Origin of the sequence: Sorangium sp. So ce281 (genome assembly GCF_051527395.1) — a bacterium.
GTDB classification, from domain to species: Bacteria; Myxococcota_A; Polyangia; order Polyangiales; family Polyangiaceae; genus Sorangium; species Sorangium cellulosum_B.
In genome coordinates, this window is record NZ_CP150322.1 from 5628428 (window position 1) to 5643481 (window position 15054).

Here is a 15054-nt window from a genome sequence, read left to right on the forward strand (position 1 = left end):
GAGCCGCCAAGGCGCCAAGGACGCCAAGGACGCCAAGAACAGAAAATATCTTGGCGTCTTGGCGTGCTTGGCGGTTCGAAATTCTGCTCTTTTCCGGCGGTTTTGCCCCGATTGCCGCCTCTAGAGCGCCGTCACCGCCTTCGCCGTCTCTTTGGCGATCGTCCCCTGGGCGACGAGCTGCCTGAGGTGCGCGTCGAAGGTCTGCATGCCGTACGGCGTGACCCCCTTCTCCATCAGCTCGCGCAGCGAAGGGCTCCCCTCCGGCCGGCGGATCGCCTCGCGCACCGCGGCCGTCCCGACGAGCACCTCGGCGGCGAGGACCTCCCCCGCGCCGTCGCGGCGAGGGAGCAGGCGCTGCGCGACGACGCCGTGGAGACAGTCGGCCAGCCGGTCGCGCGCCTCGCTCGGGCTCTTGCCGAGCGCGATCAGCCGCCCGAGCGCGCGCGTGACGTCCGCCGAGCTGACCGCCGCGAGCACGAGGTGCCCGGTCTCCGCGGCGTGGAGCGCGAGATCGAGCGACTCGCCGTCGCGGAGCGCGCTGATGAGCACGACGTCCGGGTCCTGCCGCAGCGCGGCGCGCAGCGCGGTCGGGAAATCCGCGGTGTCGACGCCGATCTCGCGCTGGCTCACGCTGGAGCGGTTGTCCTCGTGCACGTGCTCGATCGGATCCTCCAGGGTGACGATGTGGCGCGGCACGGTCGCGTTGATGTGCCCGACGAACGCGGCGAGGGTCGTGCTCTTGCCGCTGCCGGCCGTGCCCGCGACGAGGACGAGGCCGTGATCGTGCTCCACCATGGCCCGGACCGCCGAGGGCACGCCCAGCTCCTCGAACGTCGGGATCTTGAGCGGGATGCTCCGCAGGATGATCGCGAGCGAGCCGCGCTGGCGATAGATGTTCACGCGAAACCGGCCGAGGCCCGGGACGACGTACGCGGCGTCGAGCTCCTGGAGCGAGGCGAGGAGCTCGCGCGAAGGGCGCCCGGCGAGGAGCACCCGCGCGGCGGCCTCGCTGTCCTCGGGCCGGATCCTGTCGACGCGGAAGTAGACCATGTCGCCGCGCACCCGCGCGCCCGGCGGCTGACCGACCTTGAGGTGGATGTCGCTGGCGTGGGCGGCAAGCGCCTTGCCGAGGAGCTGATGGAGGAAGGCCTCGGAGGTGTACGGCGTCGTCACGGGGGGCAAGGTACCAAATTGGAACCCGACCGGCCCAAAGCGCGGCTGCACGAACCGAAAGCCCACAGGGCGCCGCGCCGCCGCGCGGGACGGCCGCGCGCCCGCGCCGCCGCGCGGAACGTCAGGGACGCGGCGCCGCCGGGCCTCCCGCGGCGCCCGCGACGGAGCCCTCGGGATCCAGATCTGCCGGAATACGGAGAGGATCGACGAGCCCCCGCTCGGCGAGCGCGCGCGCCGCCGAGATGGCGAGCGCGCGCTGGTCCGAGGGGAGGTCGCGCCGGCCCGCCAGATCGACCAGGGCCGCGGCCGCGCCGCGCGCCCCGTCCGGGTCGAGCGGCTCGCGCGGGCGCGGTGGCCGACCGGCGATCCCGAGGAGCGCCTCGAGCAGGGGCGGAAGCGACGGCCCGGACACCGCGCGGGCGCGCTCGGCGAGCGGCCCGAGCGCCAGGTCGGCGTCATCGGCGTACGGCAGCGCGCGCAGGGCCGTGAGCGCGATGTCGCCGCCGTCGTCGAGCGCGGCGAGGAGGCCGGACGCGCCCTCGGCCTCGGCCAGCCGGGCGCGCTCCAGCGGGTCGTCCCCCGCGGCGAGGCGCCAGCGGGGATCGGTGAGGCGAGGGCTCGGCGGGCGCGGCGCCACGGAGGGCGAGGCGGCCGAGGCGGGCGACGCAGCGTCGCGAGGGGCGCTCCCCTGCTCGCGGCGGCAGCCGAGGGGCGCGAGCAGGACGAGCGCGACGAGGGCGAGGCGCGCCGCGACAGGCCTCCTCCGCCGCGCGCGGCGGACGCCCTCGCGGCCCCTCCCCTGCTTCACGGCTGCTCGAGGATCGAGAGCGACCGCTTCGCGGGCGCGTTCTCGGGCTCTTGCCGCGCGTTGTACTCGTCGACCACCCGGTTGATGTGCATCGAGCAGAACTTCGGCCCGCACATCGAGCAGAACTCCGAGGTCTTGAAGTACTCCTGGGGGAGCGTCTCGTCGTGCATCGCCTGGGCCGTCTCCGGATCGAGCGAGAGCGCGAACTGCTGCTTCCAGTCGAAGGCGTAGCGGGCGCGGCTCAGCGCGTCGTCGCGATCCCGCGCGCCCGGGCGCTTCCGCGCCACGTCCGCGGCGTGGGCCGCGATCTTGTAGGCGATGAGGCCCTGCTTGACGTCCTCTGGGTTCGGCAGGCCGAGGTGCTCCTTCGGCGTCACGTAGCAGAGCATCGCGGCGCCCGCGAAGCCGGCCATCGTGGCGCCGATGCAGCTCGTGATGTGGTCGTAGCCAGGCGCGAAGTCGGTGACGAGCGGGCCGAGCACGTAGAACGGCGCCTCGTGACAGAGCTCCATCTCCTTCTGCACGTTCATCGCGATCTGATCGAACGGCACGTGCCCGGGGCCCTCGATCATCACCTGCACGTCCTTCTCCCAGGCGCGCTTCGTGAGCTCGCCGAGCGTCTTCAGCTCGGCGAACTGGGCCGCGTCGCTGGCGTCGTGGAGGCAGCCGGGGCGGAGGCCGTCGCCCGCCGAGATCGTGACGTCGTACTTGGCGCAGACCTCGAGCACCTTGTCCCAGTGGGTGTAGAACGGGTTCTGCTTGTGGTGCTCGATCATCCACTGCGCCATGATCGAGCCGCCGCGCGAGACGATGCCGGTGATCCGGCCCTTCACGAGCGGCAGGTGCTCGAGCAGCACGCCCGCGTGGATCGTGAAGTAGTCGACCCCCTGCTTCGCCTGGTGCTCGAGCATGTCGATGAGGTCCGCGGCCGTCATCTTGGCGGTGCCCTTGCACGCCTCGAGCGCCTGGTAGATCGGCACCGTCCCGATCGGCACAGGGGAGTCCGCGATGATCGCGCGGCGGATGCCGTCGATGTCGCCCCCGGTCGACAGGTCCATCACGGTGTCCGCGCCGTACTTGATGGAGTAGCGCAGCTTCTCGAGCTCGCCGCTCACGTCGCTCGTGGTCTGGCTGTTGCCGATGTTCGCGTTCACCTTGCAGAGCGACGCGATGCCGATGCACATCGGCTCGAGGTTCAGGTGGTTCTTGTTCGCGGGGATGATCATCCGGCCGCGCGCGACCTCGCTGCGGATGAGCTCGGGCGCGAGCTTCTCACGGCGGGCGACGTACTCCATCTCCTCCGTGACGACGCCCTTCCTCGCGAAGTGCATCTGGCTCTGGTTCGGGCTCCCGGCGCGCTTGCTCACCCATTCGGACCGCAACATCGACGACCTCGCTTTCGAGGTGGGCGGTTTAGGTCGCGACCGCGCGCGACGCAAGCGCCGCGTCGCGCCTGGCCGCCCGACCTCGAGCCGGCGAGAAAGCGCGCCTTTACCGGCGCTCGCCCAGCGCGCGCCGCGAGCGCGCCGCTGTCAGGGAGGCGGCGCCTCGGGGAGCTCGGTCATCATGCCGAGCGTCTGGGCGCCGGCGGCCTTCGCGCCGTCGAGCACCGCCACGACGGTGCCGTAGACGGCGCCGTCGTCGGCGACGACGAAGACGATCCTGTCCTGAGGCCTGCTGTAGCGCTCGAGCAGCGGCCTGAGCGTGCCCACGAGCTCGGCGCGCTCGACCGGCTCGTCGTTCACCCGCAGCTCGCCTTGCGCGCTCACCCGGACGACGAGCTGGTCGGGCGGCGGGGTGTCCTGCTTGACCTGCTCGGTGTCCGGCACGCGCACGCCGATGTCCTTCTCGAGCAGCGGCGTCACGACCATGAAGATGATGAGCAGCACCAGCACGACGTCGACGAGCGGCGTCACGTTGATGTCGGAGTTCAGGGGCACCGCCGGCTTGATGACGAACTTCCTCTTCGCGCTCATCGCCGCTATCTCCCCTTCAGCTCCTCGACCGCCAGCGAGACGCTCTTCGCGCCCGACTTGCGCGCCGTCTCCATCACCCTGCGGACGTCGCCGAACGAGAGGCGCTGGTCCCCCTTGACCAGCACCTTGCGCCCCGGCTGCGCCGCGAACTCGCGCGAGAGCCGCTCTGCGAGCCCGGCGTCATCGTATCTGTCGTTCTCGACCCACACCGTCTTCTCCAGCGTCACGGAGAGGATCAGCGGGTCCACCTCCTTCTTCTCCTCGTCCACCTCCGCGGCCTGCGGCAGCTTCACGTCCTTGCCGCGCTGGAGCATCGGCGTGACGACCATGAAGATGATGAGCAGGACGAGGACCACGTCGACGAGCGGCGTGACGTTGATCTCGCTCTTGGGGCCCCTCTGCGGGCCGACACCCATCCCCATTGGAACGCTCGCTTCCCTGCTGGGCGCGTCACCCCGCGCCGCGCCGCGGGCGCCAGGCGCCGGGCGCCGCGCTCCGCGGAGAGGCGCGCGGGGTGTCGCGCGGGTCCGGTGTCAAGCAGCCTCTTCGGCGGCCGGCGCGAGGCGCCCGTCGAGCCGCTTCGCCACGACGTCGAGGAGCTCGTTCGACGACTCCGAGATGTCGATCGCCCGGGCTTCGACCCAGCCCTGGAGATAATTGTAGCCCATGACGGCCGGGATCGCGACGATCAGCCCGAAGGCGGTCGTGATGAGCGCCTCCGCGATACCCGCCGAGACGGTGCCGAGGCCGCCGGAGCCGGCCGCCGCCATCTGCTGGAACGCCGTCACGATGCCCATGACCGTCCCGAGCAGCCCGACGAACGGCGCGGTGGAACCGACCGTGGCGAGCAGGCCATAACCTCGCTTCAGGCTGAGCACCTCGCGCTGCGCCTGCCGCTCGAGCGCCCGCGAGACCGACTCGAACACGCCGTCGCGCTCGTGCCCCTGCGCCGGCAGCCGCGAGGGCGCGCTCGAGGCATAAGCGGCGAGCCCGGCGCCGATGACGCGCCCGAGATAGCCGCTCTCGCCGCCCGGCCTGGCGGCGGTCCAGGCCCCCTCGAGCTCGCCCCGGGCGAGCATCGGCCCGACCCGCGCCGCGAACGCGCGGGAGGCGGCGCGCGACAGGAACGACACGACGAGGCGCTCGCCCAGGACGATCAGCGACGCAACGGACATGATGGCCAGCGCGAAGACGATCAGCTTCGCGAAGAGCCCCATGTGGCCCCACAGCTCGATCAACGTGAATTGCATCGTCTCGCGCCTCCTGGCGCCCCATGTCGCGTGATGGTCTTGGTGCTGCTGGAGCAACACCGCTGGTGCTGCTGGAGCAGCACCTCTGTGGATACCGAGCGGACTCGGCAGCACCGCAGCGCGGACCTGCCCGTACCCTTCTCTACTACGTGCTCCAGCGGTTCAATAACACCCCTGCGCGCCCGGACGTCAAGGGAGCTTGAGCCGGATGGGGAACACGTAGTCCACCGAGACCGGGCGCCCCTGATACGTGACGGGGGTGTAGCGATGCGTCGCGAGCGCATCGAGGATCGCCCGATCCATGTGAGGAAGCGACTTGGCCATCCGGCAGCCGGTCAGCGAGCCGTCCAGCTTGATGATGCACTTGACAATCGCGAGCCCCTCGACGCGCGCGGCGAGCGCCTCGCGCGTGTACTGCGGGTCGCGCCCGGCGATCTTCGAAGGCCGGGTCATTCCGGCGCCGAACGCCAGCACCACGCTCTGCGGCGGCGGCGTGCTGCCCACCTGGCCGCCGACTTTGCCGCCCAGCTGACCGCCCATCTGCCCGCCGAGCTCGCCGCCGACGGTGCCCCCCTGAACGCCGCCCTGGACTCCCCCCTCGACGCCGCCCGGCTGCTCCGGCGCATCCGCCCTGACCGGCTCCGGCTCCGGCTTTGGCTCTGGCACTGGCGCCTTGGCCTTGGGCTTCTCCGGCATGTCGTAGATGGTGTCAGGCGTCTTGACGGGCTTCGGCTGCTCAACGCGCTCCACCTTGGGCGGGCGCTTCGCGCCGCCGCCCGGAGGCGGCGGCGGCGGTGGCGGCGGCGGCGGCGGTGGCGCCGGAGCGAAAAATGTGACCTCGACGTCCTTCGGCTTCTCGGTTCGAGGGCGCGTGGCCTGCCAGAGGATGGCGCCCGCGATCGCCACGTGGGCGACGATGGAGAGCGCTGTCCCCGTCCCTAGCCGCCCCTGGGTGGCGGTAGCGCGACCGAGTACCGAGTCGAACATGGGGGGTCGTAACTCCTAGGACTCGAGCCGATCGAGGTAGAGAAGCCGCGACGTATGGAAGCGTGCGGCGCCTACCCGGAGTGTATAAGCGAGCGAGTCCTACAAAAAAGTCTATTGTCTGGCGCGATTCCTGTCTAGGGTAAGGAAGGACTCGAGGGGCATACACTTCTGGAGGGAATTCCGTGAAGTTTCTCGAAAAGAGGCTGGAACACGGAGGGCGCTCACGTGCGCCGTTGGGGCCGTGGGCGGCGTTGCTGCTGCTCGCGATGACTTTGTTGACCGCCTACCCTGCGTTCGCGCAGACGGGCAGCGGCGTGCTCCTCGGGCGGGTAGTCGACGCGTCGAACAGGGCGCCGGCCGTCGATGTGGTCGTGACGGCGACATCGCCGGCGCTGCAAGGGGAGCAGCTGGTCGTCACGGACGGCACTGGCCAGTATCGTATCCCGAACCTGCCGCCGGGCGACTACACACTGCGCTTCGAAAAGGACGCGTTCAAGCCGTACGCGCGCGGCGGGATCGCGGTCCGCGCCGCGACGACCATCCGCGTCAACGTCGAGCTGCTCCCGGAGGCGCTCAAGGCGGAGGAGATCGTCGTTGTCGGCCGCGCGCCGACGGTCGACGTCGGCTCGAGCAGCGTGAGCCAGAGCATCACCCAGGACTTCACACGGCGCATCGCGATCTCGCCCCCCACGGGGAAGGGCGCGACGACGCGCTCCTTCGAGTCGGTCGCCGCGACCACGCCCGGGGCGCAGGCCGACGAGTTCGGCACGTCCATCGCCGGCACCTCCTCCCCCGAGAACCAGTACGTGATCGACGGCCTGTCGGTGAACGACCCGGCCTACGGGATCGTCGGCACGCCGCTCACGATGGAGTTCATCAAGGAGGTCAACGTGGTGGCCGGCGGGTACATGCCCGAGTACGGCCGCGCGACCGGGGGTGTCCTCGATGTCGTCACGAAGAGCGGCGGCAACGCGTTCCAGGGCTCGGTCTTCTTCAACATCACGCCCGGCGTCCTCGAGGGCGCGCCCAAGGCGGTCCGTCGCCAGGGCGAGACCATCCAGACCGACGAGACCCTGTCGTCGATCCGCGACTACGGGTTCGAGGTCGGCGGCCCCATCCTGAAGGACAAGCTCTGGTTCTTCGCGGGCGCGGATCTCGCGTTCAAGAGCAGCTCGATGGAGCGCAACCTGTTCGCCACGCGCTACGACCCCACCACGTTCGAGCCGGTGACGGATCGCGCGACCGGGCTCAACGTCGTCGACCGGCTGCCGGGGACGCAGCGCTTCTACCGCGCCGAGGAGCAGACGCTGCAGTACCTCGGGAAGCTGACCTACCAGATCGATCCGGACCACAGCGTCGCGCTCTCCGTCTACGGCTCGCCCTCCACCTCGGGCGGCAACGGCGCGTTCGGGTTCGACCCGCAGCAGGGCCTGACCGAGCTCTCGAACATCGTCGGCGAGTACGGCGCGCTGGCGCACGAGTACGTGGCGTCGTCGAACGACGTCGCGCTGAAGTGGTCGTCGGCGTTCAAGAACAAGACCCTGCTCCTCGACGCGACCCTCGGCTGGCACAACCAGCGGAGCGCGCGGCTGCCCCCGGACGGCTCGGAGCTCGGGACGCGCGAGGGCCTGGCGGGTGTGCCCCTCATGGTCTGGCAGCGGTACTCCCCGAACCGGTATTCGATCGACGATTTCGAGAAGCTCTCGCCCGAGGCCCGGGCCATGTGCAAGCCGCTGCGGGCGGAGAACGGCGAGATCGCCGCGCTGCCCTGCGCGGTACGCCAGTACTGGCAAGGCGGGCCCGACTACATCGACGACGCCTCGCTCAACCGCTTCCAGCTGAACGCGAAGGTGACGAGCATCTTCCAGGGGCTCGGGCACCACGTGGTCAAGGCCGGCATCGACGGCGAGATCACGACGTACAAGCACATCAAGGCGTACGCGGGCGGCACCACCTACTCGGAGGAGGGAGACTGGGATGCCTCCCATGACGAGCGACAGCTCGGCTTCCTGACCGGCCCGGACGGCCTGGCGACCGGCCCGGGCGCCAGGGACTACGTCATCCAGGACAAGCTCACGGTGTCGTCGCTCGGAGCGACGATCGGCGCCTTCGCGCAGGACAGCTGGAGCATCCTCGACCGTGTGACGTTGAACATCGGCGTGCGCTACGACGCGCAGTACCTCTACGCGAGCGACGGCAAGCTCGGGCTGGCGCTCGCGAACCAGTGGTCTCCGCGCGTGGGCGTCGTCTACGACGTCACGCAGGAGGGCCGGTCGAAGGTGTTCGCGAACTACGCGCGGTATTACGAGAGCGTCCCCCTCGACATGCTGGATCGCGCGTTCGGCGACGAGCGGAACATCCGCTCCTACCACCTGGGGGGCGCCGACGGCTGTAACCCTGGGGATCCCGTGGACGCGACGGGTTATGGCGAAGGGCAGTGCCGGAACGACGACAGCCGCGTCCCGGTCACCGGGCCGTACGATCCGAACAAGAACTGGTTCACGCTCGGCGGCGGCAAGTCCCCGGTGGATCCGGATCTCGAGCCGCAGTCGTCGGACGAGATCGTGATCGGCGGCGAGTACGAGGTGCTCCCGAACGCGCGGGTCGGCGCGACGTACACGAAGCGCTGGATGAACAACGTCATCGAGGACATGAGCCGGGACGAGGCGAACACCTACTTCATCGGCAACCCCGGGAAGGGGATCGCCAAGGACTTCCCCGAGGCGACGCGCGATTACGATGCGCTGACCCTCTATTTCCAGAAGGCCTTCTCCGACCTGTGGCTCGCCCAGGTGAGCTATACGCTGTCGTACCTGCGAGGCAACTATCCGGGCCTCTTCAAGCCCGAGACCGACCAGCTCGATCCGAACATCAATACGGAGTTCGATCTCGAGTCGCTCCTCGTCAACCGCGACGGGGCGCTGCCCGGCGACAACACGCACGAGATCAAGGTCTACGGCGCGAAGGCGATCGAGCTCCCGAAGGGCATGGTCCTCGACCTCGGCCTCACGTACAGGTCCCGCTCCGGCGCCCCCATCGACTACTGGGGAGCGCACTACCTGTACGGCTCCGACGAGACGTTCATCCTGCCCCGGGGCGCCGGCGGCCGCCTCCCCTGGGTCCACAACATCGACGGCCACATCGGCTATTCGGTCAAGCTCGCGAAGGACAGCGAGCTCACCGTCACCATGGATGTCTTCAACATCTTCAACTTCCAGGAGACCGTCCAGGTGGACCAGCGTTACACGACCGCGTTCGTCGACCCCTGCGTCGGTGGAACGAAGGAAGATCTGAATCCGAGCAGCGGCCCGACGTGCGTGAAGGACCACAACACCGGCGAGCCGCTCGATCCCAAGGCCGTGAACCCGAACTACGGCGAGCCGACGCAGTTCCAGACGCCGCGGCAGTTCCGGTTCGGCGCGCGGGTGACGTTCTAGGCGCGGCGCGCGCGGGAAAGGATGCAAGCGATGAAGAGGCGATGGCTTGTTTGGATGGCAGGGCTCGCGGCGCTCTCACCGCTCGCGGCGATGTCTCCGGGCTGCTCGCAGCCCAAGCCCGAGTGCACGGTCGGCACCGCAATCGTATCCCCGTACGTGACGAAGTTCACCCGGGTCGGCGGGGATGCCGAGGGCCCCTGTGCTCGGAAGGAGGGGACTGTCGAGCTGGTCGGGATGCAGATGTACAATCCGGACGAGAACGGCGACCAGCTCCCCGACGTGGAGACGAAGCTCGTCGCGATCCAGACGGCGGAGTTCGGCGACTGGTATCGCGGCGGGGCAACGATCGACCCGAACCCTGACCTGAACGCGTTCGCGATCGGTGCCTTCGCGTCGATCGGACCGGATACCAACGATATCTGCACGGTTCCAACGCTCGATCCGGCCGAGGTGGTGTTGATGCCCGGCGGCGCTGGCGAGGGCGGCGCCGGCGAGGGCGGTGCCGGCGGCGCTGGCGAGGGCGGTGCCGGCGGCGCTGGCGAGGGCGGTGCCGGCGGCGCTGGCGAGGGCGGTGCCGGCGGCGCTGGCGAGGGCGGTGCCGGCGGCGCCGGCGAGGGCGGTGCCGGCGGCGCTGGCGAGGGCGGTGCCGGCGGCGCTGGCGAGGGCGGTGCCGGCGGCGCCGGCGAGGGCGGTGCTGGCGGCGAGGGTGGTGCCGGTGGCGCTGGCGAGGGTGGGGCTGGCGAAGGTGGCGCACCGGCGCCGGCGCTGGGGTCGCACAAGCTCGAGTGGCGCAACCTGCGCGTGTACGTGACGCCCGCCAACCTCGCGAATCAATTCGAGGCTGAAGTCACGTACTCGGAAGAGAGCTGCTCGACGACGTACAAGGTCGTCGGGCTCTGGCCGATGAGGGACTGCCAGATCTACACCCCGAACCCCGACCCCGAGGGCGATCCGATCCCCACAGGCAAGTTCGACAATGACAAGTGCACGAATCCTAACTCTGGTATCTCCCCGGATCTCAAGGTGAAGTGCGACACCACCGTGGGCCTGTGCGTGCTCGACGCGGACAGCATTCCCGCCTTTAGATAGGCAGCCCGGCGGGCGGGGCGCCATCGTCCCGCCTGCGCGCCTCCGGGTGGTGCTGTCATTTGCCCAGAGAGGGTGCACATGAAGGCGGTAAGGCGGGAAGATTACTGAGATATTCTTCCCGCCTTACCGCCTTCATGTTCAAATGACAGCACCACCCTCCTCCGGCCCCTCTCCCCTCACCTCCCCAGAACCTCATCGCCCAGGCGCATCCCTGGTCGTGCGAGGACCGGCGGCCCCGACGTCAGCGCAGCACACGTCGCGATCCCTCGGACCGCCGGCTCAGGGCGCGGGTTTGACGGCCAGCCTCGCCAGCGCCGCGCAGCCGGCCCCGCTCGCGATCTCGAGCTTCGCCGTGAGCGCGCACAGGCGCGACGCCCGCTCGAGCGCCCCCGGATCGCCCGATACGATGGCCCGCTTGGACTCGTATCCGGTCCGGACCGCGAGCATCGTCTGCGCGCGGGGGGGCAGCTCCGCGCGCCGCGCCACGAGCAGATCGCCGAGCTTCGGACCCGGATCGGCGGCCGGCGCCCACGTCCAGACCGACGCGACAAGGGCGTCCGCGAAGGCCGCGCGCAGCTCGTCGCCGCCGCGCGCGCCCTCGCACGGCAGCACGGGGCCGGCCGGTCCGACGTCGGTGGCGAGGAGCCTCCGCCCCGCGATCCGCCGGAGCAGATCCTTCTCCACGCCGGCGATCTTGCCGTCGTCGTCCGAGAACGCCCCCGCCTTGAACCGCACGGCGAGCGCGGCGCACTTCTCGTCGCGCTCCGCGCGCAGCCGCTGCTCCTCGCGGGCCCGCTCCTCGGCGCGCAGCCGCTCCTCGCGCTCGCGCGCCTCGCGGGCCTCCACCGCGGCGCACTGCTCGAGCCGCGCGGCCACGCGCCGCTGCTGCTCGCTCGCCGCGCGGCCGAGATCGTCCTCCGCGATGTCGCGGACCGCGCACACCTCCGGGCGCTCCAGGACCGCATCGACGCGCGCGCGGGCGGCGCGGAGCCGCACGATCACCGACAGCGCCGCGACGATCACGAGCGCCGACACCACGATCGACGCGATCCTGCGGAGCCTCCGCCGGTGATACGCCTTGGCGAGCGCGCCGCCGCCGCTCTCGTCGAGCAGCTTGCGGCAGCGGCCGATCATCGCCTGCCATTGCGCGATGTCCTCGGCGAGCACCTGGAGCGGCTCCGCGAACGGGCGATCGCGTCGGACCTTGTTCGCCAGCCGCTCGAGCCACATACCGGCGTCGGGGGCCCGGCCGTGGTCGGTCACCTCGGCGACGCCCTCGAGCAGCCCGCCGATGCGCCCGGCGTAGACATCCCAGGCGAGGAGCGCCTCGGACTGGCTGTCGCCGAGCCGCTCCATGGCCTCGCGCACGTCGGCCATCGGGAGCAGGCGCTCGACGTCCTCCCGGCGCACGCCCGCGAGCTTCGCGGCTTGATCGACGCCGCGCTGGAAGCCTCCGAGGAGCCCCGCCGGCGCCAGCTCGCGGAGCCCCTCCGGCACCCGCCTCGCCTGCATGCACGCGCCGGCGTGGTGCAGCGGCCCCATCGCGCAGGTCAGGAAGGTGCCGCCGAGCTTCACTTCCATCGAACCGTGGCTCTCCTCTCCACGAGATACCCCGGACAGCGCGGCGCGGAAAGGCTCGCCGCGCTGTCCAGGGTGATCACCGGCCGCCGCGTGAGACCTCGAGGTCCCAGAGCGCGTAGAGCACGTCGACCTCGTACTCGGTGTGTCGCCAGCCGGGGTGGAGCCGGTAGCTGCGCGGGAGCAGGCCAGAACCCAGGATGGCGTCCGTCTGCTCGGCGAAGGTGTAAAGATACATCTTCACGCCGCTCAGCTCGGCGTCGGAGAGCGGGCGCGCGTGGCGCTCGTGGAGCCGGACGTTCGGCCTCCGCTCGACGATGCTCACCAGCAGGCGGCCGCCGGGGCGCATCGCGCCGGCCAGGTTCTTGAGCACGAGCGAGAGATCGTCGCAGAACTCGAGGGTGCCGAGCGCGAGGGCGACGTCGAACCGCCCCCAGGAGCGGGGGATCGGGAGGTGGTAGTCGTGCCGGTGATAGGCGCCGTGGGGCCGCTTCTTGCGCGCGATCTCGAGCATCCCCTCGGCGATGTCGAAGCCCACGACCTCGACGGACGGCGGGAGATCGCGCGTGAGGTGGCCCGGACCGCAGCCCGCGTCGAGCACGCGGGCGCCGTCGGCGACCGCCTCGCGCAGGAACGCGCGCACGGGCTTCTCGTAGTGCTGGATGTCTTTCCAGGTGGAGACGTAGTCGGGCGCGAAGTCCTCGTAGTAGTCGACGAGCCGCTCGATCCGGGTCGCTCGCTTCATGACGCCTTTCAGGTGATGTCGTCGACCGCCTGGACGGTGTCCTGGATGTCGTGCTCGTGCGTGTAGCCGAGGATGTCGCGCGCTCGCCGATCGTCGACCATGCACACGTAGCGGATGTGATCGAGCTCGGGGGCCGGGAACGAGGTCGCCCTGAACCGCCAGAGCCGCGGGATGATCGTCTGCATGACGAAGTGGGGAATCGCCGCGCGGGCCCGGCCGGTCATCTCGATGACGCGCGAGAGCGGCAGCGGCGCGGGCCCGGCGAGGTTGAAGATCCCGCGCACGCCGGGGCGGAGCGCCGCGAGGATCGCGGAGACCACGTCGTCCTGGTGAATGACCTGCACCATCGGGTCGAAGCCGAGGAGGGTCGGGATCACGTTGAGCCGGAGGTAGTTCGACGGCGCGTTCCGCACGGAGCCGAGGATGTGGACCGGCCTGAGGATGACCGTCTCGGTCTGGGGGTGCTTCCAGAAGAACGACTGCGCCAGCATGTCGACCTCGATGAGGTCGCGGATCTCGCTGAACGACGCGCCGCCGAGCAGCGGGGCGTCCTCGGTGATGAACTGCGGGTTGTCGGGGCGCGGCCCGTAGGCGTTCGCGCTCGACAGCACGATGAGCTTGGGCACGTCGTACTGCGCGACGAACTCGAGCAGCCGCTGGAACCCGGCGAGGTTCCAGCTGTGGTGCTCCATCTGGCTCACCCGCGGATCGTGCATGACCCCGAGGTGGACCACCGCGGCGAGCTGCTCCTGGCGGAAGATGTCCTGGGTCTTCTTGCGGCGGATGTCGATCTGGTGATGCTCGATGTCCTTGGGGCGCCCCTCGAAGCTGCGCCGGTCGACGCCGATCACGCGCCGCTCGCGGTGGAGGCGCCGCGCCAGGCGCCGCCCGAGGCGACCACAGATGCCGGTGATGAGGACGGACCGGAGGGACGGATCGGTGTCCGCGGCGGGACGGCGGCCTCGACCGAGCATTCGTTCGCTCATCGGAGCGACGGTCGCTTCGAGGAGGCCGATGGTCAAGCCCTTCGTGCCGGTGCAGGCCCACGCGAGTTTTGCTATCGTCCGCCGCCCATGGCCAGCAGAACGACGCTCGCCAGGCTGAGCCACTTCGTCACCCACAGCGCGCTGCCGCTGGCGCGCGTCGGGGTCGACAGCTTGCGCGGCACGATCGACGACGCGACCATCCGGCTGCTCGGTCAGGACTTCGAGGACCGTCTGCGCCGGGTCGCGCTGCCGCACGCGGCGGACGGGGTGGACCCGTTCGGGCTCGACCGGGAGTGGGCGAAGTACGCGGTCGGGGTCGCCGCGTTCTTTCATCGCTTCTATTTCCGGACCGAGGTGTTCGGCATCGAGCGCGTCCCGGCCGGCCGTGTGCTCCTCATCGCGAACCACTCGGGCCAGCTCCCGTTCGACGGCATGCTCATCGCGGCCTCGATGTTCCTGGACGCGGAGCCGCCGCGCGTGATGCGGAGCATGGTCGAGAAGTGGACGCAGACGCTGCCGTTCGTGGCGACCTTCTTCTCGCGCGTGGGCCAGGTGGTCGGCGTCCCCGAGAACGCGCGCCGGCTGCTCGACATGGGCGCGGCGATCCTGGTGTTCCCGGAGGGGACGAAGGGGATCTCGAAGGGGTTCTCCAGCCGCTATCAGCTGCTCGACTTCGGGCTCGGGTTCATGCGGCTCGCGCTCGAGACCGACACGCCGATCGTGCCCATCGCGGTCATCGGGGGCGAGGAACAGTACATCTCGCTCGGCAACCTCGAGTCGGTCTCGAAGGCGCTCGGCATGCCGACGTTCCCGATCATCCCACAGCTCCTGCTCCCCGGCGGCCAGATGCCGCTGCCGACCCGATACCGGATCTACTTCGGCGAGCCGATGACGTTCCACGGCGACCCCGACGACGACGACGCGGTGATCCAGGAGAAGGTGGCGCTCGTGAAGGGTCGGATCCAGTCGATGCTGAACCGCGGCCTGAAGGAGCGGAAGAGCATCTTCTGGTGATCGCGTGACCG

Annotated in this window: 13 protein-coding genes; 3 read left to right on the forward strand and 10 right to left on the reverse strand. The window is 70.3% G+C overall.

All coding sequences use genetic code 11. From position 1 onward, the window contains the following. Window positions 1–120 precede the first annotated feature (120 nt). The 7 genes from WMF27_RS21320 to WMF27_RS21350 form a co-directional block, all read right to left on the reverse strand. Window positions 121–1173 carry a type IV pilus twitching motility protein PilT gene (locus WMF27_RS21320; protein WP_437767049.1) on the reverse strand — a complete coding sequence of 351 codons (1053 nt, stop codon included), beginning with the start codon at window positions 1171–1173 and terminating at the stop codon, window positions 121–123. Between the two features lie 121 nt (window positions 1174–1294). After that, window positions 1295–1981 carry a thiamine biosynthesis protein gene (locus tag WMF27_RS21325; protein ID WP_437944473.1) on the reverse strand — a complete coding sequence of 229 codons (687 nt, stop codon included), beginning with the start codon at window positions 1979–1981 and terminating at the stop codon, window positions 1295–1297. Beyond that, on the reverse strand, window positions 1978–3363 hold the full coding sequence (gene thiC / locus WMF27_RS21330; protein ID WP_437769825.1) for a phosphomethylpyrimidine synthase ThiC: 1386 nt from the start codon (window positions 3361–3363) through the stop codon (window positions 1978–1980). Before thiC ends, WMF27_RS21325 begins: the two co-directional genes overlap by 4 nt. A 150-nt stretch (window positions 3364–3513) precedes the next feature. Further along, entirely contained in the window at window positions 3514–3957 is a 444-nt protein-coding gene (locus WMF27_RS21335; protein ID WP_437767047.1) for an ExbD/TolR family protein, read from the reverse strand. A 5-nt stretch (window positions 3958–3962) separates the two neighbouring features. Continuing rightward, a complete protein-coding gene (locus tag WMF27_RS21340) occupies window positions 3963–4379 on the reverse strand; it encodes an ExbD/TolR family protein (RefSeq protein WP_437767046.1) in 417 nt (138 codons plus the stop codon). 111 nt (window positions 4380–4490) lie between these two features. Further along, the gene (locus WMF27_RS21345) at window positions 4491–5207 is read right to left on the reverse strand and encodes a MotA/TolQ/ExbB proton channel family protein (RefSeq protein ID WP_437767045.1); all 717 of its coding nucleotides are present in this window, start codon (window positions 5205–5207) and stop codon (window positions 4491–4493) included. A gap of 189 nt (window positions 5208–5396) precedes the next feature. After that, window positions 5397–6194, reverse strand: coding sequence for an energy transducer TonB (locus tag WMF27_RS21350; protein WP_437767044.1), 798 nt, complete (start codon window positions 6192–6194; stop codon window positions 5397–5399). A 266-nt stretch (window positions 6195–6460) separates the two neighbouring features. Here WMF27_RS21350 and WMF27_RS21355 point away from each other — a divergent pair, with 266 nt between their 5' ends. Continuing rightward, window positions 6461–9631, forward strand: a complete 3171-nt coding sequence (locus WMF27_RS21355) for a TonB-dependent receptor (RefSeq protein ID WP_437767043.1) — start codon at window positions 6461–6463, stop codon at window positions 9629–9631. A 54-nt stretch (window positions 9632–9685) separates the two neighbouring features. Beyond that, the gene (locus WMF27_RS21360; RefSeq protein ID WP_437767042.1) at window positions 9686–10720 is read left to right on the forward strand and encodes a hypothetical protein; all 1035 of its coding nucleotides are present in this window, start codon (window positions 9686–9688) and stop codon (window positions 10718–10720) included. A 279-nt stretch (window positions 10721–10999) separates the two neighbouring features. Here WMF27_RS21360 and WMF27_RS21365 read toward each other — a convergent pair whose 3' ends face one another. From WMF27_RS21365 to WMF27_RS21375, 3 genes are all read right to left on the reverse strand, one after another. Next, window positions 11000–12301: a hypothetical protein gene (locus WMF27_RS21365; protein WP_437767041.1), complete on the reverse strand. Its 1302-nt coding sequence runs from the start codon at window positions 12299–12301 to the stop codon at window positions 11000–11002. A gap of 76 nt (window positions 12302–12377) precedes the next feature. Then, window positions 12378–13043: a class I SAM-dependent DNA methyltransferase gene (locus WMF27_RS21370; RefSeq protein ID WP_437767040.1), complete on the reverse strand. Its 666-nt coding sequence runs from the start codon at window positions 13041–13043 to the stop codon at window positions 12378–12380. Window positions 13044–13051: 8 nt separating this feature from the next. After that, the gene (locus WMF27_RS21375; protein ID WP_437769824.1) at window positions 13052–14017 is read right to left on the reverse strand and encodes an NAD-dependent epimerase/dehydratase family protein; all 966 of its coding nucleotides are present in this window, start codon (window positions 14015–14017) and stop codon (window positions 13052–13054) included. Between the two features lie 99 nt (window positions 14018–14116). Here WMF27_RS21375 and WMF27_RS21380 point away from each other — a divergent pair, with 99 nt between their 5' ends. Next, a complete protein-coding gene (locus tag WMF27_RS21380) occupies window positions 14117–15043 on the forward strand; it encodes a lysophospholipid acyltransferase family protein (protein ID WP_437767039.1) in 927 nt (308 codons plus the stop codon). The last annotated feature ends 11 nt before the right edge of the window (window positions 15044–15054 follow it).

Coding starts and splice junctions, on each gene's coding strand:
- WMF27_RS21335 (WP_437767047.1), bottom strand. CDS start 3,957: ATGAGCGCGAAGAGGAAGTTCGTCATCAAGCCGGCGGTGCCCCTGAAC.
- WMF27_RS21340 (WP_437767046.1), bottom strand. CDS start 4,379: ATGGGGATGGGTGTCGGCCCGCAGAGGGGCCCCAAGAGCGAGATCAAC.
- WMF27_RS21345 (WP_437767045.1), bottom strand. CDS start 5,207: ATGCAATTCACGTTGATCGAGCTGTGGGGCCACATGGGGCTCTTCGCG.
- WMF27_RS21350 (WP_437767044.1), bottom strand. CDS start 6,194: ATGTTCGACTCGGTACTCGGTCGCGCTACCGCCACCCAGGGGCGGCTA.
- WMF27_RS21355 (WP_437767043.1), top strand. CDS start 6,461: ATGACTTTGTTGACCGCCTACCCTGCGTTCGCGCAGACGGGCAGCGGC.
- WMF27_RS21360 (WP_437767042.1), top strand. CDS start 9,686: ATGGCAGGGCTCGCGGCGCTCTCACCGCTCGCGGCGATGTCTCCGGGC.
- WMF27_RS21365 (WP_437767041.1), bottom strand. CDS start 12,301: ATGGAAGTGAAGCTCGGCGGCACCTTCCTGACCTGCGCGATGGGGCCG.
- WMF27_RS21370 (WP_437767040.1), bottom strand. CDS start 13,043: ATGAAGCGAGCGACCCGGATCGAGCGGCTCGTCGACTACTACGAGGAC.
- WMF27_RS21375 (WP_437769824.1), bottom strand. CDS start 14,017: ATGCTCGGTCGAGGCCGCCGTCCCGCCGCGGACACCGATCCGTCCCTC.
- WMF27_RS21380 (WP_437767039.1), top strand. CDS start 14,117: ATGGCCAGCAGAACGACGCTCGCCAGGCTGAGCCACTTCGTCACCCAC.